At 50.4% G+C, this 22480-nt stretch carries 21 protein-coding genes; 16 read left to right on the top strand and 5 right to left on the bottom strand.

The annotated features are described in order from the left end of the window. The first annotated feature begins 25 nt into the window (after window positions 1–25). The 7 genes from J2Y43_RS16765 (at window position 26) to J2Y43_RS16735 (ending at window position 7147) form a co-directional block, all read left to right on the top strand. Complete coding sequence (locus J2Y43_RS16765) at window positions 26–1024, top strand: glycoside hydrolase family 43 protein (protein WP_309984721.1); 999 nt, start codon at window positions 26–28, stop codon at window positions 1022–1024. A gap of 71 nt (window positions 1025–1095) precedes the next feature. Further along, window positions 1096–3075: a sialate O-acetylesterase gene (locus J2Y43_RS16760; RefSeq protein ID WP_309984719.1), complete on the top strand. Its 1980-nt coding sequence runs from the start codon at window positions 1096–1098 to the stop codon at window positions 3073–3075. A 219-nt stretch (window positions 3076–3294) separates the two neighbouring features. Further along, the gene (locus J2Y43_RS16755; RefSeq protein ID WP_309984717.1) at window positions 3295–4062 is read left to right on the top strand and encodes an EcsC family protein; all 768 of its coding nucleotides are present in this window, start codon (window positions 3295–3297) and stop codon (window positions 4060–4062) included. Window positions 4063–4091: 29 nt separating this feature from the next. Then, entirely contained in the window at window positions 4092–4880 is a 789-nt protein-coding gene (locus J2Y43_RS16750) for an ABC transporter permease (RefSeq protein WP_223404177.1), read from the top strand. 1 nt (window position 4881) lies between these two features. After that, entirely contained in the window at window positions 4882–5646 is a 765-nt protein-coding gene (locus J2Y43_RS16745; protein WP_309984715.1) for an ATP-binding cassette domain-containing protein, read from the top strand. A gap of 2 nt (window positions 5647–5648) precedes the next feature. Then, window positions 5649–6674, top strand: coding sequence for an MlaD family protein (locus tag J2Y43_RS16740; protein ID WP_309984714.1), 1026 nt, complete (start codon window positions 5649–5651; stop codon window positions 6672–6674). A gap of 104 nt (window positions 6675–6778) precedes the next feature. Beyond that, a complete protein-coding gene (locus J2Y43_RS16735) occupies window positions 6779–7147 on the top strand; it encodes an Hpt domain-containing protein (RefSeq protein ID WP_309984712.1) in 369 nt (122 codons plus the stop codon). A gap of 36 nt (window positions 7148–7183) precedes the next feature. On the opposite strand, the gene J2Y43_RS16730 is transcribed toward J2Y43_RS16735, so the two are convergent. Then, window positions 7184–8356 carry a glycosyltransferase family 2 protein gene (locus J2Y43_RS16730; RefSeq protein WP_309984710.1) on the bottom strand — a complete coding sequence of 391 codons (1173 nt, stop codon included), beginning with the start codon at window positions 8354–8356 and terminating at the stop codon, window positions 7184–7186. 3 nt (window positions 8357–8359) lie between these two features. After that, a complete protein-coding gene (locus J2Y43_RS16725; protein ID WP_309984708.1) occupies window positions 8360–9277 on the bottom strand; it encodes a glycosyltransferase family 2 protein in 918 nt (305 codons plus the stop codon). A gap of 183 nt (window positions 9278–9460) precedes the next feature. Here J2Y43_RS16725 and J2Y43_RS16720 point away from each other — a divergent pair, with 183 nt between their 5' ends. The 5 genes from J2Y43_RS16720 to J2Y43_RS16700 are packed head-to-tail and all read left to right on the top strand — an operon-like array spanning window position 9461 to window position 13193. Continuing rightward, the gene (locus J2Y43_RS16720; RefSeq protein ID WP_309984706.1) at window positions 9461–10000 is read left to right on the top strand and encodes a hypothetical protein; all 540 of its coding nucleotides are present in this window, start codon (window positions 9461–9463) and stop codon (window positions 9998–10000) included. Next, window positions 9997–11154, top strand: a complete 1158-nt coding sequence (locus J2Y43_RS16715; protein ID WP_309984703.1) for a response regulator — start codon at window positions 9997–9999, stop codon at window positions 11152–11154. The genes J2Y43_RS16720 and J2Y43_RS16715 overlap by 4 nt, the downstream gene beginning before the upstream one ends. 6 nt (window positions 11155–11160) lie before the next feature. Continuing rightward, entirely contained in the window at window positions 11161–11499 is a 339-nt protein-coding gene (locus J2Y43_RS16710) for an STAS domain-containing protein (protein WP_106595091.1), read from the top strand. A 3-nt stretch (window positions 11500–11502) separates the two neighbouring features. Further along, window positions 11503–12078, top strand: coding sequence for an anti-sigma regulatory factor (locus tag J2Y43_RS16705; protein WP_309984701.1), 576 nt, complete (start codon window positions 11503–11505; stop codon window positions 12076–12078). After that, the gene (locus J2Y43_RS16700; protein ID WP_309984699.1) at window positions 12075–13193 is read left to right on the top strand and encodes an acyltransferase; all 1119 of its coding nucleotides are present in this window, start codon (window positions 12075–12077) and stop codon (window positions 13191–13193) included. The genes J2Y43_RS16705 and J2Y43_RS16700 overlap by 4 nt, the downstream gene beginning before the upstream one ends. A 116-nt stretch (window positions 13194–13309) precedes the next feature. Here the strand turns inward: J2Y43_RS16700 and J2Y43_RS16695 are convergent, their stop codons facing one another. Both J2Y43_RS16695 and J2Y43_RS16690 read right to left on the bottom strand, forming a co-directional pair. Next, window positions 13310–14521: a glycosyltransferase gene (locus tag J2Y43_RS16695; RefSeq protein ID WP_309984697.1), complete on the bottom strand. Its 1212-nt coding sequence runs from the start codon at window positions 14519–14521 to the stop codon at window positions 13310–13312. Between the two features lie 166 nt (window positions 14522–14687). Continuing rightward, on the bottom strand, window positions 14688–16037 hold the full coding sequence (locus J2Y43_RS16690) for a lipopolysaccharide biosynthesis protein (RefSeq protein ID WP_309984695.1): 1350 nt from the start codon (window positions 16035–16037) through the stop codon (window positions 14688–14690). A 157-nt stretch (window positions 16038–16194) separates the two neighbouring features. Between J2Y43_RS16690 and J2Y43_RS16685 the strand changes: the two genes are divergently transcribed. From J2Y43_RS16685 to J2Y43_RS16670, 4 genes are all read left to right on the top strand, one after another. After that, window positions 16195–17061: a glycosyltransferase family 2 protein gene (locus tag J2Y43_RS16685; protein WP_309984693.1), complete on the top strand. Its 867-nt coding sequence runs from the start codon at window positions 16195–16197 to the stop codon at window positions 17059–17061. A gap of 4 nt (window positions 17062–17065) precedes the next feature. Next, window positions 17066–17842, top strand: coding sequence for a glycosyltransferase (locus J2Y43_RS16680; RefSeq protein WP_309986663.1), 777 nt, complete (start codon window positions 17066–17068; stop codon window positions 17840–17842). A gap of 9 nt (window positions 17843–17851) precedes the next feature. Further along, window positions 17852–18619: a glycosyltransferase gene (locus J2Y43_RS16675; RefSeq protein WP_309984691.1), complete on the top strand. Its 768-nt coding sequence runs from the start codon at window positions 17852–17854 to the stop codon at window positions 18617–18619. Window positions 18620–18682: 63 nt separating this feature from the next. Further along, window positions 18683–21292: a response regulator gene (locus J2Y43_RS16670; RefSeq protein ID WP_309984688.1), complete on the top strand. Its 2610-nt coding sequence runs from the start codon at window positions 18683–18685 to the stop codon at window positions 21290–21292. Here the strand turns inward: J2Y43_RS16670 and J2Y43_RS16665 are convergent. Continuing rightward, window positions 21279–22451, bottom strand: coding sequence for a glycosyltransferase (locus J2Y43_RS16665; protein WP_309984686.1), 1173 nt, complete (start codon window positions 22449–22451; stop codon window positions 21279–21281). The two genes, J2Y43_RS16670 and J2Y43_RS16665, sit on opposite strands and share 14 nt — an antisense overlap. Window positions 22452–22480: the final 29 nt, after the last annotated feature.

Genomic DNA, 22480 nt, shown 5'->3' with positions numbered 1-22480 from the left:
ATTACCAATCACCGAAACTTTGATCATGAAAAAATTGCTTGCCTTAACACTCCTAACCATTTGCTACTACCATTCCTTCGCCCAGCGGACTGCCGCCCAGCCGACCGCCGCCCAGCCGACAAGTGGCAATCCCGTCTTCCCCGGCTGGTATGCCGATCCCGAAGGTATCATTTTCAATAAGACATACTGGATCTACCCCACCTACTCCGCTCCCTACAACAAACAGGTACATATGGATGCGTTTTCGTCCAAAGACCTGGTAACCTGGGAAAAACACCCGAGTATCATCGACACATCGGCCGTGAAGTGGGCCAAGCGCGCCATGTGGGCACCGTCGATCATCGAAAAGGATAAAAAATACTACCTGTTTTTCGGGGCCAACGATATTCAGAACGACAATGAAAAAGGAGGTATCGGCGTAGCTGTCGCCGACAGCCCCGAGGGCCCATTCAAGGATTACCTGGGCAAACCGCTCATCGACAAGTTCCACAATGGTGCCCAGCCTATCGACCAGTTTGTTTTCAAAGACAAAGACGGCCAGCATTACTTGTTTTATGGTGGCTGGAAGCATTGCAATGTCGCTAAACTGAAAAGCGATTTTACCGGTTTCATTCCTTTCGAAGACGGCAAAACATTCCGTGAAATCACACCGGAAGGCTATGTAGAAGGGCCGTTCATGTTTATCCGCAATGGTAAATACTACTTCATGTGGTCGGAAGGCGGCTGGACAGGTCCTAACTATTCTGTGGCCTACGCCATTGCCGATTCGCCCTTCGGGCCGTTCAAGCGTGTAGGTAAAATCCTGCAACAGGATCCCGCGGTAGCGACCGGCGCCGGCCACCACTCGGTGATTCAGATTCCGGGTAAGGATGAATGGTATATTGTGTACCACCGCCGCCCATTGACCGAAACAGACGGCAACCACCGCGAAACTTGTATAGACGTCATGTCCTTCGATGAAAAAGGGATGATCAACCCAGTGAAAATCACGCGTGAAGGGGTCAAACCTGTTCGATTAAAATAAACTAACTAAACCCTGTGCTGAAAACTCTCCTCCCTGGTAGGATCTCTCAAAGAGCCGCCACACACTGCTTGTTGTCATTTGCTCTAACGCTATTGTCGGTTACTTTTTCCAATGCTCAGCGTTTCAACCCGGTATCGTTCGGCAAGTTGCCGCAGGATTACCAGCTTTACCCGCGCGATGCCGCAAGCCAGGCGCACGTGCCCATAGCTGGTGTGGTAGAAGCGCCGGATTGGAAGTATGTCTCGGTACAGGTATTACGCAACGGCCAGCCCTATCAATACCGGCGGGCGGGCATTCAGTACGGAGCCAACACCAAAGGCACTTTCAGCACGGAAGCGAGTATCAAAGCCGAACGTGCGAATTATGATTTCAAGGTTTTCCTTTGCAAGGATGCCGACTCGTCGCTGCTTGTTACCCGCACCCGCGTGGTGAGCGGCGACGTTTATATATTGTCGGGCCAATCCAATTCGACCGGTTTTTTCGGCGAGGGCGACACAAGCATGTTTTGCCGGACTTTTGGAAAGATCACTGGCACGCTCAATACTGAAACTTATAAAGAAGCGGACACGCTCTGGACGCTTTCCAACATGCATTCCTACAACAATGGCGTGGGGACCATGGGTTTTGAAATCCAAAAGCAGCTCATGGAAAAATCGGGGATCCCCAACTGCCTTATCAATGCAGGCTACCACTGGTCTTCCGCCTATTCGCATTCACAGCGCACCGAAAGCAACCCTACTGATTTCAACAACGGCTATGGCAGAATGCTCTACCGCACGCGAAAGGCGGGCGTCGCCCACGCGGTGAAGGCTTACATTTTCAGACAAGGCGAAAGTGAGGCTTACGGCGAGGGAGGTAATTGGGAAGGACATTTCGATGTTTTGCGCAAAAACCTGAAAATGGATTTCCCAAGCCTGCAAAAGCTGTATGTTTTCCAGATCGACATTATTTACCACCCTTCGCTCATCGGCGTTCTGATACGGGATTACCAACGACGGCTTGCGGCTATCTATCCCGACATTACGAGTATCGCAACTGTCGGTACCACCGGTTTCGATGGCCTGCACTACAACCGCGAAGGCAACAGGCAAAGCGGTACCGAGCTTTCGCGCCTGATGCTCCGCGACTTTTACGCATCCAGCGATACGGTCAATATCGCCTCCCCCAACCTCAGAAAGGCATTTTACAATTCTGCGGAAAAGAAGAGCCTGACGCTCGTGTTCGACGAAGGCCAGGAATTGAAATACCCCGAACCCTACAAACATCAGGGCGGGCAAGTACTGGATTTGAAAGACTTCTTCTACCTCGATCACCAATCAGGAGGAGTAACAAGCGGAAAAGCGGAAGGTAACCGGGTTACCCTGGACCTGAGAGCTGCGCAAAACGCTGCAACGCTCAACTATCTGCCGCCCTATCTCGAAAAAGAGAGCTCTTACTACCCTTTCACGGGGCCATACATTACCAATGCGAAGGGCATGCGCGCATTTACCTTCTTTGATGTGCCCATTGCCAGCGCATTACCGGCAACCAGCCTGACCGCTCTCAACGGAGAAAAAAGTAACATCAGGCTTTCGTGGCAGCCGGTTTCCGGCGCGAAAGGCTATATTCTGGAACGTAAGATGGGCGATGCAACTGCTTATGCCCTCGTGGCGCGGGTAGCCGGCAGTACTGTGGAGTGGCTTGACCAACCGGGGGAATCCGCGGCCCCTATCCTGTACAGGCTGATAGCCATTAACGACGCAGCCGAATCCATGCCCGCCTACGCAGAAGTAGCACCCACATTGGTATTAGGTGTAGAACAAGACCAGAACGCACCTTTTGACATTTTTCCAAATCCCACCCTTCGTGGTGACGAGGTAACGATTCGTTTTGACAGGCCGCAAACAGGCATGATCAGACTGATTAGCCTGAATGGTCAGTTTTTAGCGAACCGAAAGATCTCGGGCAGTGCGAAGTCCTCATTCACAGTCCCAAAGCAAGTTTCGGGAATGCATTTAATCCGGTTTGAATCGAATGGCAAATTTTTCACTAAAAAACTATGGGTCAGATAATTTGAACATATAATAGTAAGCGTTGTTAGTATTGGGCTCCCGGACAGAGGCAACCACCTGCACATCTTCCCGACCGTCCATCGGTAATTCCCCGAGCGGCCCTCCATTCCGGGAATTCTTACAGCTGCTTTTGACTTTATACGATAATGGAATGATTTTTGCTATCCGGTAGCAAAGGCCAACGTTTCTCTATCCTGTCCGACAATAGCCCTGAACGATATGCACATCAACAGTTATGAAGAGCAGATAAAACCTGAATTGACCAAGTGGCAGCTGAAAATGCAGAAGCGGCCGAATTTTATCGACAGGACCTCCAAGAGATTTCAGGATAAAATCAACGACATCATTCCCGACAAAATCCATGACGTGATCACCGGTACCATCAAACAAATGGTGCGCGGCGTGCTCACCGGGGCCGAATATACCACCACGCAATCTATCCCGGGCGCCTCGCTGGAAGAAATGGAAACAGCGGTTCGCAAAAAGATCGAATTTTATAAAAAGGCCGGGGCTGCGGAGGGAGGTATTACCGGCGCGGGAGGTTTTTGGCTCGCATTGGCAGAATTTCCTATCCTGATAGGCATTAAAATCAAACTACTTTTCGAGATTGCAGCATTGTACGGAAGGCCGATCAACGATTATAGGGAACGGCTTTTTATACTCCATATTTTTCAACTGACGTTTTCGAGCCAGAAAGGCCGGCAAGAGGTGTTTTCGCGAATGATCCAATGGGATTTACGCAGCAAGGACCTTCCAGCGGACATTCACGAGTTCAACTGGAAGACATTCCAGCAGGAATACCGCGACTACATCGACCTGGCAAAAATGGCTCAGCTGATCCCGGGAATCGGGGCGGCGGTCGGTGTGATCGTCAACTACCGGCTGCTGGACCAACTCGGCAAAAACGCGATGAACGCCTATCGGATGCGATGGTTTGAAGAACGAATGCTGGGACTTACGGGCGCGCTGACCACAACCGCCCGATAAATAAAGTTTAATACAATTGTACCGATTGAATGAGCGCTAAAAAAAAGCAATTTGTATACGGCAAGAATCTGGACAATGCCTTACTGGCGGTTTATAATGCGTATGTTTTCTTCATCCGTTTTTTCCGCGAGGTTTTCCGGGGCCGGATGGAATTCCAGGAGATTGTCCGGCAATGCTATGCGATCGGAAACCGGTCCTTGCTCCTGATCAGCCTCACCGGATTCATTACCGGAATGGTGTTCACCAAACAATCGCGTCCGTCATTGTCCGAATTCGGGGCTACTTCCTGGCTGCCGTCGCTGGTAGCGATCGCGATTGTGCGTGCGCTGGCGCCGCTGGTAACCGCGCTCATCAGTGCGGGTAAGATCGGATCGAGCATCGGCGCCGAGCTGGGATCGATGCGTGTTACCGAGCAGATCGATGCGATGGAGGTTTCGGCCGTTAACCCATTCAAATTTCTGGTGGTAACCCGGGTGCTGGCCTGCACGATAGCCATCCCCGTGCTGATGTTCTACTGCGCGCTCGTCAGCTTGCTCGGCGCGTTCTTGAACGTGACATTGAATGAAGGAACAAGTTTCATCGCCTTCTTCGAGAACGCATTCGAGCAGATCACGTTCCTGGACATCTGGACGTCGGTCGCAAAGGCGATTGCATACGGGTTCACGATCGGGATCGTGGGCAGCTACCAGGGTTATAACGCCAGCAAAGGTACCGAGGGTGTCGGTAAGGCGGCCAACTCAGCGGTGGTGACCTCTATGTTCCTCATTTTCATTGAGGAGGTGATCATCGTACAGGTATCCAATTATTTCAGAATCTAAAATGGAAGAAGATTTCAAACCCGGCGAGCCGGTTATCGAGGTACGCGACCTGTATAAGTCATTCGGCGATCTGCATGTATTGCAGGGCGTGGACCTTACTGTGAACAAAGGTGAAAATATGGTCGTGCTGGGCCGGTCGGGAACCGGGAAATCGGTACTGATCAAGATTATGGTGGGTTTGCTCAAACAAGACCGCGGTGATTGTATCGTACTTGGCAAGGAAGTCTCCCGGCTGGAAGGCAACGATCTGCGCGATTTGCGTCTTAAAATCGGGTTTTCGTTTCAAAACAGCGCGTTATACGATAGCATGACGGTCCGCGAAAACCTTGAATTCCCGCTCGTACGCAACATTCCGAACCTCACGCGCGCGGAGATCGACGAGCAGGTGGAATACGTGCTCGACGCGGTGGGCCTGCTGCAAACGATTAATCAGGTGCCGGCAGAGCTCTCAGGCGGCCAGCGCAAGCGGATCGGTATCGCCCGGACGCTCATACTGAAACCGGAAATCATGCTCTACGACGAGCCGACAGCCGGGCTGGACCCGATCACCTGTCTGGAAATCAACCAGCTGATCAACGAAGTGAAGGAGAAATACCAAACGACTTCGATCATCATCACACACGACCTCACGTGCGCGCGGGAGACAGGCGATCGCATAGCGATGCTGCTTGACGGCAAGTTTCTGAAAACAGGCACTTTTGAAGAAGTATTTGATACCGACGAAGAGCGGATCAAGAGTTTTTACGACTATAATTTTATTCAGTAATAATGGCAACATCAACCAAACGATCCATTAACGTAGGCCTTTTCGTCATCATCGGCATTCTCATTTTCGTGGTGGGGATACTCACGATCGGGAGTATGAAAAAGGTTTTTTCCTCGGCCATTACCGTCAAATCCATTTTTGACGATGTGAACGGGTTGAAAATCGGAAACAACATCTGGTACTCCGGGGTGAAGATCGGGACCGTAAAAAGCATCCGCTTCCTGGCCAATTCCAAAGTGGAGGTAATGCTGAACATCGAGGAAAAATCACAGGAGTTTGTCCGTAAGAATGCCAAGGCAAAAGTGAGCACTGACGGTCTGATCGGCAACAAAATCATCGTCATTTACGGTGGTACGCAAAAAGTGCCTTCCATTGAGGACGGTGATGAAATAGCGGTCGAAAAAATAGAGAGTACGGAAGAAATGCTGGCTGTGCTTTCGGAAAACAACAAGAATTTGCTGGGCATTACCAGCGCATTCAAGACGATCAGCAAGAATATCCTGGCCGGAAAAGGCACCGTAGGGATGCTGCTAAACGACGAGCGGCTTTACAACGACCTGGACCAGACCCTGGGTGCGATGAAAAAAGCGTCTGTAAATGCACAAGCATTGACCGCCTCGTTGGCCGGTTATACCTCCAAACTGAACGAAAAAGGAGGTCTGGCCAACGATTTCGCCACCGACACGGTGATCATGAAAGACCTGCGCGGGACAATCGCACGCCTGAACGAAACCGTCTCCTCGGCCAATGTGATGGTTAATAACCTCAAAACGGCCAGCGCAGACCTTAACTCGAACAAAACCAGCCCGTTGGGCGTACTACTACACGACGAAGCAACAGCTGCAAACCTGAAAGAAACGCTGAAAAACCTCGAAAGCACTACCGAAAAACTGGACGAAAATATGACTGCGCTTCGCTCCAACTTCCTTTTCCGCAGGTATTTCCGCAAAAAAGCCCGGCAGAATGCAAAGGAGGACGCCAAGCAGCCGGCCAAAGAAGAGATAAAAGAGCAGGAGAACCAACAATAATGTGATAGTTTTGCAGAAAGCGGTTATATTGTCGAAGTATTTCTTCGAATAATACCTTACCAATCCCACTAATTGAGCTTCTGCAAAAACTTTAACACAAAACGATGGCCTTACAACTCAACCCCGCCCTGGACCTTGCCTACATCGACCAGGCCTACGGAGAAGATCCTGTAATCCTGTACATGATTTTTGATGCATTTCTGAGCGACTCTGTGCCTCGCTGGCAGTCCTTACAAGGTGCACTCGAATCGGGCGACCTCAAAGAATCGGCCAGTATCGTGCACGGATTAAAACCTTCGTTCACGATGACCGGCCTGACGCACGTGCGTCCGAAGGTAGAAGTGCTCGAAAAGGCCATTAAGAACGACGATCCCGTTGAACAACTACTGGAAATGTACCATAACATTTCAGTGGAGATCGAAGAACTGATCCCTATTCTTGAATCGGAATCCGAACGGCTGAAACAACTCTAAATTAATTGAAGGAATGAATGAGCGCATAGTCTGAGGCTATGCGCTTTTTCTTTTGGATTTCTCCCATGCCGCGCTTTGCGAACCTTTGAAATACCGCCTGATACCAGCCAGCACGGCATAGTTCATCATACAAAAGTAGTAAGGTACAAAAAGCGCTTTCACCTTGATCTTCCGCGTTTCGAGTATCCAGCCTGCCAAAGCGAGCCCGTAAAATCCGACCTGTCCAGCCAGCAGAAGTTGGTAAAGCACACCGCCGGATTGGATTACAATTAATATATTGAGAGCTAATGCCAGTATCATCAGAAACGGGGTCACCGTCCAACGGAGCACGCGGTGGCTGATGTATTGGAAGGAAAGCAGCGGATCGTGGAACGGGTTCATCAATTTCTGCAACCGCAGGATCGACTGGATCCCGCCCGCCGCGATGCGCACCTTTCTTTTCAGTTCCTCTTTGATATTCTCCGACGACAGCTCGGAAGCATAAGCATCTGGCTCGTAAACAATGCGATACCCCTGTTCGGCTATTTGCATGGAAATCATAAAGTCGTCCAGGATCGTATCGGGTTCCACCGAGCGGTACAGCGACCGCCGGACGCTGAATAGCTCCCCTGCCGCCCCTACCACGGAGTACAGCTCAGAATCCCACTTTTTGAGTGTCGACTCGTATTTCCAATAAAATCCCTCGCCCGCCGTGGCATCCGACAATGCATCCTGCATCACCCGCTTTTCCCCGGAGACTGCCCCCACTTTGGCATCGGCATAGTGCCTTGCGATCAGCAGCAATGCCTCCTTGTTCAAAAACGTGTTGGCGTCGGTGAAAACAACCACCTCCGTATCTACCTCATCCATGGCGCGGTGCATCGCCAGGATCTTGCCGCTGCGCACAGGTGTGTGCATGAGCTTGATCTGAGGGTAATTGGCCACCAGATGGGGGGTGCGGTCGGAGGAGCCGTCGGTGACGAAAATAAGGCTCAGCTTACCAGCGGGGTATGAGAGTTGCAGCGTATTCGCGATTTTTTCCTCTATAATACTCTCCTCATTATAAGCCGCGATCACCAACGTAAGTGTCGGAAAATCCTGATCCATCCCGGGAGCCAGCCTCTTTCCTTTGAATGCCCTGCGAATGCGGACGAGTATGTACAGCACGATGCCGTAACCGAGGAATGTGTAGAAAACAATAAACAGACTGAGCCAGAAAAGTATTTCCATAAATCAGCGGGTCAACGGGAAGCCTAGGTTTGTGCTATCGGGATCATTTTTGAAATGCCAGGTGATGGCGCTCCAAAAAACAGGGATGAAACCGTATTCTTTGTTTTTGATATACTGAATAATATTCCGGGGAACCACCGCCAGCATAAAATAGCAGCAGAACACGAAGAACCTGAAACCGGGCGCATTTTTTCGGATGAATAAAATGCGGTTACGGTTCATAAAAAACTCCTTCAAGGCAGTCCGTTTGCCTACTGATACCGATTCCTTGTGGTAAATCAACGCATCAAGGTTCACGTGGACTTCATATCCTGCCCGTTTGATGCGTTCGCACCAGTCAAGCTCCTCGTAATAAAGGAAATAGTTTTCGGCCATTCCACCCGCTTTCTGCCAGGCTTCGCGGCTGATCATCATCGCAGCGCCATGTGCGTAGCCGGTCGGGCCGGAGAGAAAATCGTACTGCCCCCGATCCTGCTCGAACTGCCCTATGCATGCATTACGGCAGGTGTAGTAGTTCATTGGGGTGTAGCCGGTGTATTGCAGCATACCGGGCTGATCGAAGTAATGGATTTTGGGAGAAATCATGCCGATTTTCGGGTTGGCCTCCATGGTGTCCACCAGCTTACCGATCAGGTCTGCGGTGACCTCGGTATCATTGTTGATCAGGAAAAGGTAGTCGCCCGTGGCCTGCGCCAGGCCGATATTGTTCCCTCCTGCAAAGCCGGTATTAAGCTCCGAACGAACAAAAATGATTTCCGTATACCGCTCCTGCCATTCAGGCACGGGGTTTGCTTTGCTCCCATTGTCGACGACGATGATTTCCAGACCCGGATAGGTATTCACCTCCGCCAGCGATTTCAATAAGTCTTCGGTAACCTTCGGCTGATTGAAATTCACCGTTACGATGGACACTTTTTTCATGCGCAAAACTGGGCCGTTCGGGTTGCCGAAAACAAAGGAATATTTTTATTGATTTGTAGAACTATTTCAAATTTAACAATAAAAACATAGCTTTAACCAAAATCCGGGAATGATCGCGGTTTTTTACAAAAAACATCCTGAATGCGTTCCTGACGGCCTTTCTTACGAAAAAACTATCCCAGCGTGCAACTCAACCGTAAGCTCAACAACCAAGAATCCGGCTCTAATCTATCCAGTCCTCAGGGACAGGATATTGCCCGACTGGAAAAGAAGGTTAGCGAGCTGATCGAAGCGATTGAGCAGGCTGATGTCGACACGCACCTTTCAAAACATTACCAGAAGGAGATCGCGGATGCATTCCAGCGCTCGGCGGCTACTCAGAAAAAGCTGGCGCCATTCAGGGAGCTGGATCAGGACAACAACCTTTCTCGCGAAGAGCTCCTCGAAGGTCTCGAAAAGCTTCTGGCCGAAAACCAGTTCGACAGCCGGATCAATACACCCAAGCGAAGCGGAATCGTGCAGAGAGGTGTGATGTTCGTGTTGGCGATCCTGCTGATCATCGTCGGATTTGCGATGATCATCATGCCAGCACCGCCCAGTTTCGAGCTTTTTACGGTTTACTATTTCAATATCAATGACGGCGTCACAATCATGGACCTTGTCTCGCTGCTGATTATTTTTGGTGGAGTCCTTTTGTTTGTATTAAACTTCAACAAAAAATGATCAGTTTCGTCGAGCCGCAAACTACCGTCAAAAAGATCCTGCTCGTGGAGGATAACCTGCTTTTCCGCAAGGTTATCGAACATGCCCTATTGAAAGCAGGATACAACTGCGTGCTCTGCGAATCGGCAACCGAGGCGTTGAACATGCTGCTCGTGGAAACCCCGGACCTGATCCTGTCCGACTACGACATGCCCGAAATGAACGGTTTCGATTTCAGGCAGGCCGTGTTGCTCAATCCGAATATCAGTGATATACCGTTCGTTTTCCTGACTTCGTTTACCGACAACAAGCTGGTGCTGGAAGGTCTGAATATGTCCGCGTTGGACTTCATCAACAAGGAAACGCCGATCCCGGTAATTATCACCAAGCTCAACAACATCATCAAAACCCTTGAAAACGAACACCTAAGGTCGGTAAGGGAATTGAAGGTCGCTGCTGAAACGCTCAATGTCAAATCAATCCCGACGCATGCGCCGGCCGTTACCGGTTACCGTATTTTCTATTGGCACAAGGGTTACCGTGGCTATCCCGGTGGTGATTTCATCGATTTCGTGCAGGCCGACAGCCGTTTCTGCTTCGCATTTCTAGGCGATATCATGGGTAAGAAGTGGAAAGCCTGGTTCTTCACATTCGGCTTTCTGAGCTACATCCGCGCTGCGATCCGCTTCTGCGTGCTCGACCAGGATTTTGATCTAGTGACCATCGTACAAAAGATCAACAAGTTGATTTACCTCGACGAAAGCTTGCAGAATATCCTGTCGAGCCTTTCGCTTTTGCTGCTCGACACGCACACCGGCGAAGTGCATTATACAGGTGCGGGCGATCTTCCGCTTGTGAGCTTCTCCCGCGAGACGGGAAGCACTTCCACCATCCAGTCCACCGGGCTGCTGCTGGGCTTGCTGGAAGACGGCCTTTACGACAAGCAGGTAATGACCATGAAGCGGGGCGATCAGCTCGCCATTTTCACCGACGGCATGATCGATATTCCATCCAACGGCTCAAAGAAAAGCGACTACCCGTTTTTTGTAGAGAAAATAACCCCGTATCTCGGCACGCCCGACAGTTTCGGGCTGATCAGGCAGCATGTGCTTGACCTGATCGACGATAGTAACCAAATGGATGATGCGAGCATCATTTTTATAGAAAAACAATAGCCCTTTATGATACTGAAAGTTGAGGAATTAAATCGCGTGGTACAGGCCACGATTTTACCGGAAGAGGCCAGCCTCTCCAATGCAGAAGCATTCAAGGAGGAAATGATCACAATCATCGGCAACGGTGTGCGGCTGGTGATCGTCAGTTTTGAAAACGTGAACTACATCGACAGCTCATTTCTGGGCAGCCTGGTAGTCGCATTGAAATACGCCATGCCGCGCAACGTCGATATTTACCTGGTCTCTCTGAAGCCGGATGTGAAGAACCTGCTCACGCTCATCCGGATGGACAAGGTATTCAGGATATTTAACGACTATGAAGAGGCGCTGGGAACACTTAGCTAGTTTATGAGGGAGGATTCGGATCAGATCACGATAGTTTTCAAAAGTAACCGGGAGGGTATTCCGGGCACGCTGCAGCTGTGCCTCGACCACATCCGGCAAAAGACGGGCAATTCCCCGCTTCACGATGACCTGATGGCCAAAATCAAATGGGTCATCATGGAGCTGCTTACCAATGCCGTGAAGCATTCGGGAGAGCGGGAATCGGTGCTCAAAATCGGGCTGACGATGGATGCAGTCATCCTCGAAAAAGAAGATTACGGCAAGCCGCTCGTGCTTACCGGCCAGGATAAGAAAAAGATTATGTGGCCGCTGGAAGAAATGGTACGGCCGCTGGATTTCCCTATTTACCACAATGGCATGGATTCGCTCTGCGTGCGCACCGACGAGACGGGCCGGGCGATATTCTTCATCGAACAACTCGCCGAGCTGGAAATGCCCGCGTTGCTATCGGATACCAGCGAGCATTTCGGGCTGCTCATTATGACCAAGGCTTCCGACGAATTCGCCTACGAGCACGAGCCCGACACAGGCCTCAACCGGTTTATCAGCACATTCTATTTCAACCAGCCACTCCCATGAAACACCGCTTCGAAGTTCTGGATATTTTTCGGGGCCTGTTTGCTTCACTCGTTTTCCTGTTCCACCTGGGGCCATTTGCCAATACGCCCGTTCTGAACAACCGTTTCGTTGAGAATTCGGATATGTTCGTGGACTTCTTTTTTGTCCTCAGCGGGTTTGTGATCGCGTACAGTTACCAGTCGCTGGCCGATTGGGCGCAGTTCAGGTTGTTTCTGAAAAAACGCGTTTACCGCATTTATCCGCTGCATTTGGTAATGCTCCTGGCATTTGTAGGAATGGAAGTAGCTAAAAACATGCTCAGCCCGTACATTAAGGTGAACAACCTGGTGAACCCGGCGAACAATATCTACACTTTTTTCACGTCGCTTTTCCTGGTCAACTCCACCCCGGTACCGGGCGTAAAGGACGTCAGCTGGAACATCCCGAGCTGGTCTATCAGCGCTGAAATGATGGCTTACCTTGTTTTCGGAAGCCTGGTCGTTTACATTCACCGCAGCAACCAGTTCCGCAGCCGAAACGCCTGGTATGGGCTGATGATCGTCGTGTCACTCACCGCGCTCTGGTCGGTATCCAACAGTTTTCAGATCAATTACAGCTTCGATTACGGCTTTTTGCGGGGTATACTCGGTTTTTTCACAGGTGTACTTTGCTTTAATCTTTTCAGCAACACGCATATGCGGGTACGTGAATGGTCGCCCGTATTGTTTTCAATCAGCGAGATCCTATCGCTTACCCTGATCACCCTCAGCATTTACAACGGCGAGGTCATGAAGCCCTGGGGCGCTATTTTTGAAATACTGTTCTTCATTTGCATTTATACCTTTTCATTTGAGAAAGGCATCATTTCAAAAGCATTCAAAAGTGTGAAGCTGCTGCACAAGCTCGGACAATACTCCTACTCGATCTACATGACGCACGCCCTGTTGATCAGTCTTTTCAACGTGCTGTTCATCCGCATATTGAAATTCCCGCCCGAAGCCTATTCCTACCTCTTCGTTTTCAACTTCATACTCATCTATTTCGTCTCGGCATGGACATACAAGCACATCGAAATGCGCTTTCAGTACAAATCGAGAAGTGACCGCCGACCGCTGACGGCCGACCATAGACGATAGACCATCGACCAGCAGACCGCCAACCATGGTCTATCGTCGGCGGTCAGCCGTCAGCCGTCAGCCGTCGGCGGTCGGTGGTCGGTAGTCCATCGTCAGTATCTAGCGATCAGCAACTATCAAGGCTGAATCACCTCTTCGAGGTGGTAATAGATGATGTCGCCAATGGCATCAACGCGGCTTTCCCAAGTATTTTCTGCGGCAATCGTCACCCGCGTTTTACGTTGCTCCGCATCGTCGGTTTGTAATGCTGTGGTAATGGCCTGCGAAAAACCTCCGGCATTTTCGCAGAACTTCACCGCGCCTTTGGAAAGCTCTTTTAAATCCGGGTTAAAGTCGGTGGCCACCACCGGCTTGCCTGCTCCCAGGTATTCGAAGAGATTCAACGGAAAAATACTGCTATTTTCTTCATCCTTTTTGAACGGAATCAGCGCCACATCGAAACCCTTGATCACCGCCGGCATATCTTCGTGGTCGACCGGGCCGGAGAAATGCACGTTTTCGGCGGTAAAAAACCAATCGGGCACGAATTCTCTGGAAACCGGGCCTACGAATGCGAAGCTCTTGTCGGGGTTGGACAATATGACCTTTTGCAGCAAATCATAATCCAGCTGCCGCTCGATCGCCCCCAGATAACCGACTACGGGCTTTTTCAATGCGGCAATAGCCGGGTTGACCGGCAAACGCGGATTTAACGCCTTGCTGCTATGGCCCAGGTCGGCGGCGTTGGCCACAAAATAGCTGTACGGGTTTTGCCTTTTCTTTTCCTTGTATGCCTTCTTGCTGCTGCAAATCACCACATCGCTCTGTTTGACCAGAATATCCTCGGAAACCACCCCATGCCGCAGGTTAAACGGGAGCACCGGATCGAGGCGGTGGTACACTTTCAGCCTGGGCATCAGACCATCGGTAACCGTAGGGTAATGGAAGTTGGATGAGTTGATAAAAATATAATCCCTGATCTTGTACGCTTGGAGAATGCTTTTCAACTTGGTACGGATCAAAAGCTCGTTGAATTTCAATATAGTACGAAACATCCCGTTTTCCGGAAGGAAGTCGGCCGGCAGCAATATCGGCGGAATGATAACTTTCAGATTAGGAATGTCGGTTTCGATCATCGAATGGCGGGTGAGCGAAAAATGCCCCTTGCGCAACTGGTATTCAGGCTTTTTGCGAAGCCTGAAAAAGTCCCCCAGCGTCAATGGATTCTCGATATAGTACACCTCATTCTCCCGCGCGAGCAGCTTGGCTGTCGTGTAATTAGCGGCTTCAATAGGTGCGTCAAACCGGGATAGGCCAAAGATAATGATCTGATGTCCTTTCAGTTTCATTGGCAAGGCGTATTGGTAGATTTACGGCAGATCGTCGGCCCGGAGCCGGGCGCTGTGGTAATTTAGAAATTTTTACAATATATCCGCAAACCAATAGTGCGCCTTCCGCAGCCATTTTCCGTATCGCATCAATAGCCCAGACGCAACACCTATCCAGTATGATCCACTATTGTGCCTTGTGAACCATCAGCTTTCCCCACCACACCCTGGCCAGGTTAACGGCCTCGGCATAGCCCGTCGTGAATACGCTGAGAATGCTGAAAGGCTGAAAACGGTTGAGTCCCCAGTATCCGATCCCCACACCAATGAGCGTTGGCACCACGCCGGCAATCGCCACGCCGTAAATGCTGCCGGTAAGATAAATACCGCTCACAGAGGCGATAACACTGCCCGCAAGCATGATCAGTACCTTGATAAAATTGATTTTAGGCTGATGGATAACGTCGAGTGTCAGCGCAAAAAAGCGGTCGAGCGGGTACAGGAGCGCGAAGGTCATGTACAAGCGCATGATGTTGGCGGCCTCGGAATTGATGTATTTCTCCCCTCCTATAATATGAATCGCGACGTCGGCCAGGATTACCGCACCAATGCAGGCCGGTAACAATGCCATGGTGATAAGCCCCGCGTAACGTTTCATCGTGTCGATCACCTTGGGCCGGTTGCCTTCATTGTAGGCGGCCGAGAGCTCGGGCATGCCCGTGGCGGCGAAGCTGCGGAGCGGTATTTCGATGATCTCCATCAGCCGCTGCCCCAGATTGAACACCGCCAATGCAGCCGGGCCGAGCATGAAGTTGATGATCATGGTATTGGATGTTCCGAAGAGATTGGAACTCAATGTGGTACCTACCGAGAATTTACCAAAATGGAATATTTCCTTAATGCATTCGGTGGTGCGGTCCTTGAAATTGGCGAGCTTGGACCAGCCCATAACGATCGTAAAAATGCTTGTAAGCGCCGCTCCCCCCAAATAGGCATAGATGATGTTTTGCAGATTTGCGGTTTTGGTAAATGCCATCACCATCACAAAAAGGATGAAAAACCCCTGGCTCAGAAAACGGATACAAAGTAATTGGTCGAACCGCTGCTCGGCCTGCACTACACAGGAAGCAATGAAATACGGCAGCGAGGCGATGTAAATAATGCCGAACCATTCGACGAACAATACCACCGAAGGGTTTTTAAACCAATCCGAAAACAGGAATGCCGGAATGTTGATCAGCGCCAGAATGCCTGTGATGGCACCGCCAATAAACCAGGCAGAACCTACCACCTCGCGCTTTCGGGCGTCGTTGGCGCCCGCGTAGAACTTAATGAAAGCCGTGGTCAGGAAACCCGACCGGAATGTGTCGACCAGGAGTAATATCGACAAAAAGAACACCCACATCCCTATACTCGCCACAGGCAATGCGCGGTACAGGATGATCATATTGAGCATCCCTAGCACAGACATAATACCGTTTCCGGCCAGTGAAAGAAAATGTTTGTTCCTTAATTTCTGTAAAAGCTGAAAGGCCATCAGGTCGTGGGCAAGATTGGAACCAAACGCAATATGCGAAGTAATTTTACAATATTTTTGCGCAAAGCAGGAATAATGTTTTAACTTTCCTCCCAACTGCCCGCCGCATGGGCCAGCTTGATTGTGAAGATGTACAAAACCTACTGATTGCCAGAATATGAGCTTATTGGGCTTACCTAAATGGATTTTACCGCACCTTTTTACAAACAAGCGCTTCGCAGACCTTACCGAAGGCGAAATTCAGGCCTTACGGGAGCGGATCAGCCGGTTCAAGGATGAAACCCCGGAAGTCTCGGTGGTCATTCCGGCCTGGAATGAGGAGAACAACATCTATCGGACCCTGTCGTCGCTTTCGGCGAGCAACACGCGGTACAAAGTCGAGATCATCGTCGTCAACAACAACTCTACCGACGGCACACAGAAGGTCCTCGATACGCTGGGCGTACGGAATTACCTGCAAACTGTCCAGGGAACACCTTTTGCCCGGCAAATGGGCCTCGACCATGCGCGCGGCAAATTCCACCTCTGCGCTGATTCCGACACCTTCTATCCGCCAGACTGGATCGACCTGATGGTGGAACCGATGGCAAAAAACGCGGATATTACCGGTGTTTACGGAAATTACGCATTCATGCCACCTGCCGGGCATGGACGTACAGGTCTTTGGCTTTACGAAAAGTTTGCCGGCCTGATGATCCAGATCCGGAAGAAAAACCGCGAATACCTGAATGTCTACGGCTTTAATATGGGATTTGTAACTGAGGTAGGCCGCAGAACCGGCGGATTCAAGGTGAGTGGCTCGCGGGTGTATGCCAATATCGTGGGAAGTGATTTCCAGAACGAGGCCGAAGACGGCCGCATGGCTCTGAACCTCAAAAAAGAAGGTGAACTGAAACAGGTTACCAGCTCCAAAGCAACGGTTTTCACCTCGCCGCGCCGTTTGCTCGACGACGGCAGCATTTCCAAAGCATTCTTCAATCGGGCCAAGCGACAACTGCAAGGCATGCGTGACTATCTCTCGTAATATGATGCAGCACCATTTCCCCGATACGACCTTGCTGATCACCCATTACAACCGCAGCGGCTCGCTCGAACGGCTGCTGGCGACATTCGAATCGCTCGGCTGCCAGTTTGCGGATATTGTGGTTTCGGACGATGGCAGCAAACCCGAACACCTCGAAAAGGTGCAGGCGCTCGCCGGCCGCTTCCGGTTCCGGCTCGTTACCACGCCGAAAAATCGTGGGCTGGGCAACAATATCAATAAAGGCCAGGATGCGGTGCAATCGGAATATACCTTATATGTGCAGGAGGATTTCCAGCCTTCCGACATTTTCCCGGAGCATTTCCAGGATGCGCTCACATTCATGCGCGAGGATCCCAAATGGGACATTGTGCGGTTTTACGCCTACTTCGCCTACCCTACCCTGAAACCTTTCAAGAAGGGTTATTCCGAAATGGTATACCGGTTCTGGGACATGAACCATTTGAAATTCTACTATTACAGCGACCACCCGCATTTGCGCCGGAGCACGTTCCTGCAAAAGTTTGGCCGTTATCCCGAAGGCATTAAAGGCGATCTGACAGAATACAAAATGGCTGTCAGCTTTTTACAGAAAAAGGGGAAAGGGTTGTTTTACAACGACTTCACCCAATTATTTTACCAACGAAACTCCTCCGACGAACCCAGTACCATGGAGCGTGCCGACTGGAAACTGAGCGAGAACCCACTGGTGAAGCTTGCCCGGCTGGGCTACCTCCGTTATCGCTGGCTGAAAAATACGCTGGACCTGGTTTTCATGAAATAGACTGCCCACATGAACAAGGAATATTTCTTCGGGGAGGTGACACTGCTCATTACCCATTACAACCGGAGCCAGTCGCTGGAACAGTTGCTCCTTTCATTTGAAGCGTTGGGCTGCGCGTTCGGCGACATTGTCGTGTCCGACGACGGCAGCAAACCCGAACATATCGACTACTTGCTTCAATTACAGAAAAAGCATGAGTTCAGGCTCATTACAACGCCTCAGAACAGGGGCTTGGGTAATAATATCAACAAAGGCCAGGATGCCGTTCTAACGCCTCTAACCCTGTACGTGCAGGAAGATTTCACGCCTACCGCCATTTTCCCGGAAAGCTTTACCAACGCGCTGGACATTATGCGAGAAAAACCCGAAAACGATGTGGTGAGGTTCTACGCCTATTTTGAATACCCCTATTTGAAAAACCCCCGCAACGGCTATTACGAAATGGATTTCAAAGTATGGAAACCGGGTTACCGCAAGTTTTATGCTTACAGCGACCACCCGCACCTGCGCAGGAGCAGTTTTTTTGAGAAATTCGGAAGGTATATTGAAGGCCGGAAAGGTGACTTCACCGAGTACAGTATGATGATGTCTTTCCTCAAAAACCATGGCAAGGCCTATTTTTACAAGGATTATACCGGACTGTTTGTACAGAAAAACTCGGAATCCGAACCCAGTACCATGTCGCGCGAAAACTGGCGGCAGACCGACCGGTTTCCTGTGAAACAAATCCGCGACCTATACCGCCACCTGAAATTTAATTTTGATTACCTGACCTGAAATATAGTCTCGGTTTATTCCGATCTTGGTGCCACAAAAACCCAACGTTTCCACTCCTAAGATATGCCAACCCGTATAACAAATGACTCATTCAGATGGTATTACGCGAGCATTTACCTTGGACTGGCGATGATCTTCGGTTCCCAGTATTTTACTTACAAAAATGTCCGCGACCTCTCGCTAAACAACGAGCGGCTGAACGTCACGATCGGCGTACTGAACCAGACGGCCAACTTCGGGCTGGTAACGAAGGATTTTCAGTCGAACATGCGCGGGTACCTGATCACGCAGAACAACGACCTGCTGACAGACAACTACAACAAAAAGGTCCAGCTCGTAGGCATTACCGACACGCTCTTCAACCTCGTAAAGGACGACGATATCCAGACCAAGCGCGTTAAAGACCTGCTTGAAATATCCAGCCAGATCGTGCTCTATTCGCAGAATGTGATCAGCATTTACCGCACCCAGGGCACCGAGCAGGCTTTTACCAAAATACAGGAGGGCGAAGGCATCCGGCTCAACAATTTGCTGACGCGCAAGATCAACGAGATAGAGGATTATGAGAAAAACAATATGGACCAGCGGCGCAAGCTGGTTTCCGATACCCAGCAGAATTCGGTCCTTTTCATTTTGCTGACGGGCGCCGTGGGGTTCATTCTTACCATCCTTTCCATTGTGTTCCTGAACCTCGACAAACGCAAGCAACGCCAGTTCCAGAAGGAAATCAAGGAGAGGGAGCGCACAATGAGCCAATACCTGGAAGCCATTCCAGACGGCGTGATGGTTATCAATAGTGAAAGGAAAATCGAGCTTTTGAATGAATCAGGACGGGAAATCCTGGGTGTAGCTGGCGAACGCCCCGAAACGCTCGAAGAGCAGGTCACACGCATCAAACTCCTCGATCCGACACGGTACCACGTCCGGTTTTCGGCCGACACTTTGCCGGTTGCCAGGGCATTGCAAGGCGAAAAACTTGCCGGCAACAAGATTGACCTTGTCAAGAATGATAAAATTTACCACCTCGAAACGAGCGTGCAACCGGTAATCGGCCTTGATGGGCAGATCAAAAGCGCCATTACGGTTTTCAGGGACATTACAGAGCGGGCTAATTACGAGGCAACGCTTGAAAAAGCGCGCATTCTGGCCGAGAAATCGGTACGCGTGAAGGACATATTCCTTTCCAATGTCAGCCACGAGATCAGGACACCTCTGAATGCGATCATCGGGTTTACGAACCTGCTCCTGGGCGAGGTTACCGACCCCAAAAGTCTCGAATATGTAGGCTACATTCAGTATGCCGGCAAAAACCTGCTGGAACTGATCAACGACATCCTGGATTTCTCCAAGATCGAAGCCGGGCAGATCCATCTCGAAAAAACGCCCGTTTCGATCCACGAACTGGCTGACTCGATTTCGGCGATTATGCACCACCGCGCCGTGGAGAAGGGCATTGCCTACGAAGCCGTGCTCGAAGACGGGCTGCCCGAGTTCATTGAAACCGATAAGTTGAGGCTTACGCAGATATTGCTCAATGTATGCGGCAACGCCGTCAAATTTACAGAGCGCGGCAGTGTGAAGTTGCACGTCGAACCGATCGGCGAGCCGGTAAACGAGGTGCAGAATATCCGTTTCAGGGTAGTGGACACAGGCGTCGGCATTCCCAAGGATAAACTGAAAGAAGTATTCAACCGCTTCGTGCAGGCTACCGAAAGCACCACCCGGGTATTTGGCGGAACCGGTCTGGGACTGAGCATTGTAAAATCGCTGGTACAACTTTTTGAGGGAACCCTGAACCTCGAAAGCGAGCTGGGCAAGGGTACGGTTTTCACGATGGATTTTCCATTCAGGATTGTCAAAGAGGCCGAACTGGAAGAAGAGCTGGAAAAAGAGATCGATGTTACCGCTTCCGTCACAGCCCTGCACATTCTGGCGGCGGAAGATAACTCACTTAACCAGAAGCTCCTGAAAGCTATTTTCGAGAGACTGAATATCCCTCTGACAATCGTAAACAATGGCCAGGAAGCACTCGACAAGCTGCGGGAAGGTACCTTCGATTTGGTTTTAATGGATATTCAAATGCCGGTGATGGACGGCTACACGGCAATTAAAGAGATTCGCCGGACCATTTCCACCACCATCCCGATCATCACCATGACCGCTCATGCGATGGTCGGTGAGAAAGAAGAATGCCTCAGTATCGGCGCCAACAGCTATATTTCTAAACCATTTAAGGAAAGTGAACTTTTATATACCATCGCACATCTTGGAAACAAAGAGCATTACGAAACACCTCAACCTCCAAATTTTACTCAGCAACCTTCTCAAACTAAAATGACAGACTCTATCCTAAATCTCGACTATCTCGCCGAAATCACCGGAGGTGATCAGGAATTACGCGACGAGCTGATCGCAATGTTCGAAAAAGACAGCCAGATACAACTCAAAAGCATCGGCGAGGCATCTCAGGCCAACGATCTGGAACGACTCCGTCAGGCTATCCATAAATTCCGCTCTTCATTATTCTCGGTCGGGCTGCTCAATACTGCCAACCAGTACAAGGAACTTGAAGCAACCCTGAAACAGGGCAAATGGACCGACGATCTGAACCAGAGGCTGATCGATTTGAAAGCAGAAGCGGAAACGGGTTTAACGCAGCTTAAACTGCTTTAATGGCATTGTAGATCTCTTCTACGCTGTTTTCCCAGGTATGTGAGCTCGCAAATGCACGCCGTGCTTCGGTGCGCGCTTCCGAATTTTCAGTCAACGCAAGCTCAATCAGCCGCACGTAGTCTTCTTTTCCCTTTCCGAGATACACATGGTCGGCGAATACGCTCATGGCATCCGTGGCAGTAGCAACCACCGGCTTGCCTACTGCGAGGTATTCATCGATTTTGCGGGGATAATTACCGATCGTGACCTCATTAAGCAGCTGCGGGTTCACACACACGTCGAATGCATTGATATAAGCCGGCAGGTCGGCAATGTTGCGGGAGCCGGTGAAGGTCACGTTGGAGAGCTTGTGCAGGCTGCTTTGTAGAAACTCATTGTCTTCCGGTCCTACCAGCACGATATTCCAGTCGGGGCGCTGCTGTGCAATATATTCCAGTAGTTCCATGTCCAGGCGGATGCTTTGCAGCGCTCCCACGTATCCGATACGCGGGCGGGCGATCGCGCCTATGTCCGCGGGCTCGGGAGCCTGGTTTCCAGCCATGAAAATGTCCAGGTCGCAACCTTGCCCGACGTAAAACGAGCGCGGATTGTATTTGGCGCAGTAATTGGCCAGATAGGTGGAATTGGCTACGCAAATGTCACTTTTAGCGATCAACTGCGGTTCCAGCCGAGCGCCATGCTTGCGCCAGTAATCGACTGCCAGCATGTAATCGCGGGAGTAGTAAACAGACAGGCGCGGTTTGAGCAGGTCTTTCAGGAAAAAGCTGCGGAACATATCATTGTCGTTGAAATGAATATAGTCCGTAAAGCCCAGCCGCTTCGCTGCACGGGCAATCGATCCCGCGAAGAGCTGATTATTCCTCTTATTTAAAATATCAAACAGCATTTCCGGCAGCCAGTTGATCGACTCAATCATTTTGTCGGGATACAACACCCACAGGTTTTGCTGCACCTCTTCCAGGCCGTCGGCCTTGCCGGAAACCACATTTTTGCGTTTCGCGATTTTAGGATCCCCGGCATTTTTGAGCAGGCTAATGCGGTCGAGAGGGGAATTGACGTACAATACCCTGTGGTTTTTGCTGAATTCCAGGGCGATGTTCTTGCAGTTACTCCCGATTTCCACGTCCCAGGCCTGTTGCCCCGTAATGACAATATCCATATTGCAGTAGGTAATGTGTGGGGTCAAAG

Source organism: Dyadobacter sp. BE31 (assembly GCF_031457695.1).
Lineage (GTDB): Bacteria > Bacteroidota > Bacteroidia > Cytophagales > Spirosomataceae > Dyadobacter.
The sequence above is the reverse complement of the archived record's forward strand: the minus strand, read 5'-3'. Positions and strand labels throughout refer to the sequence as shown.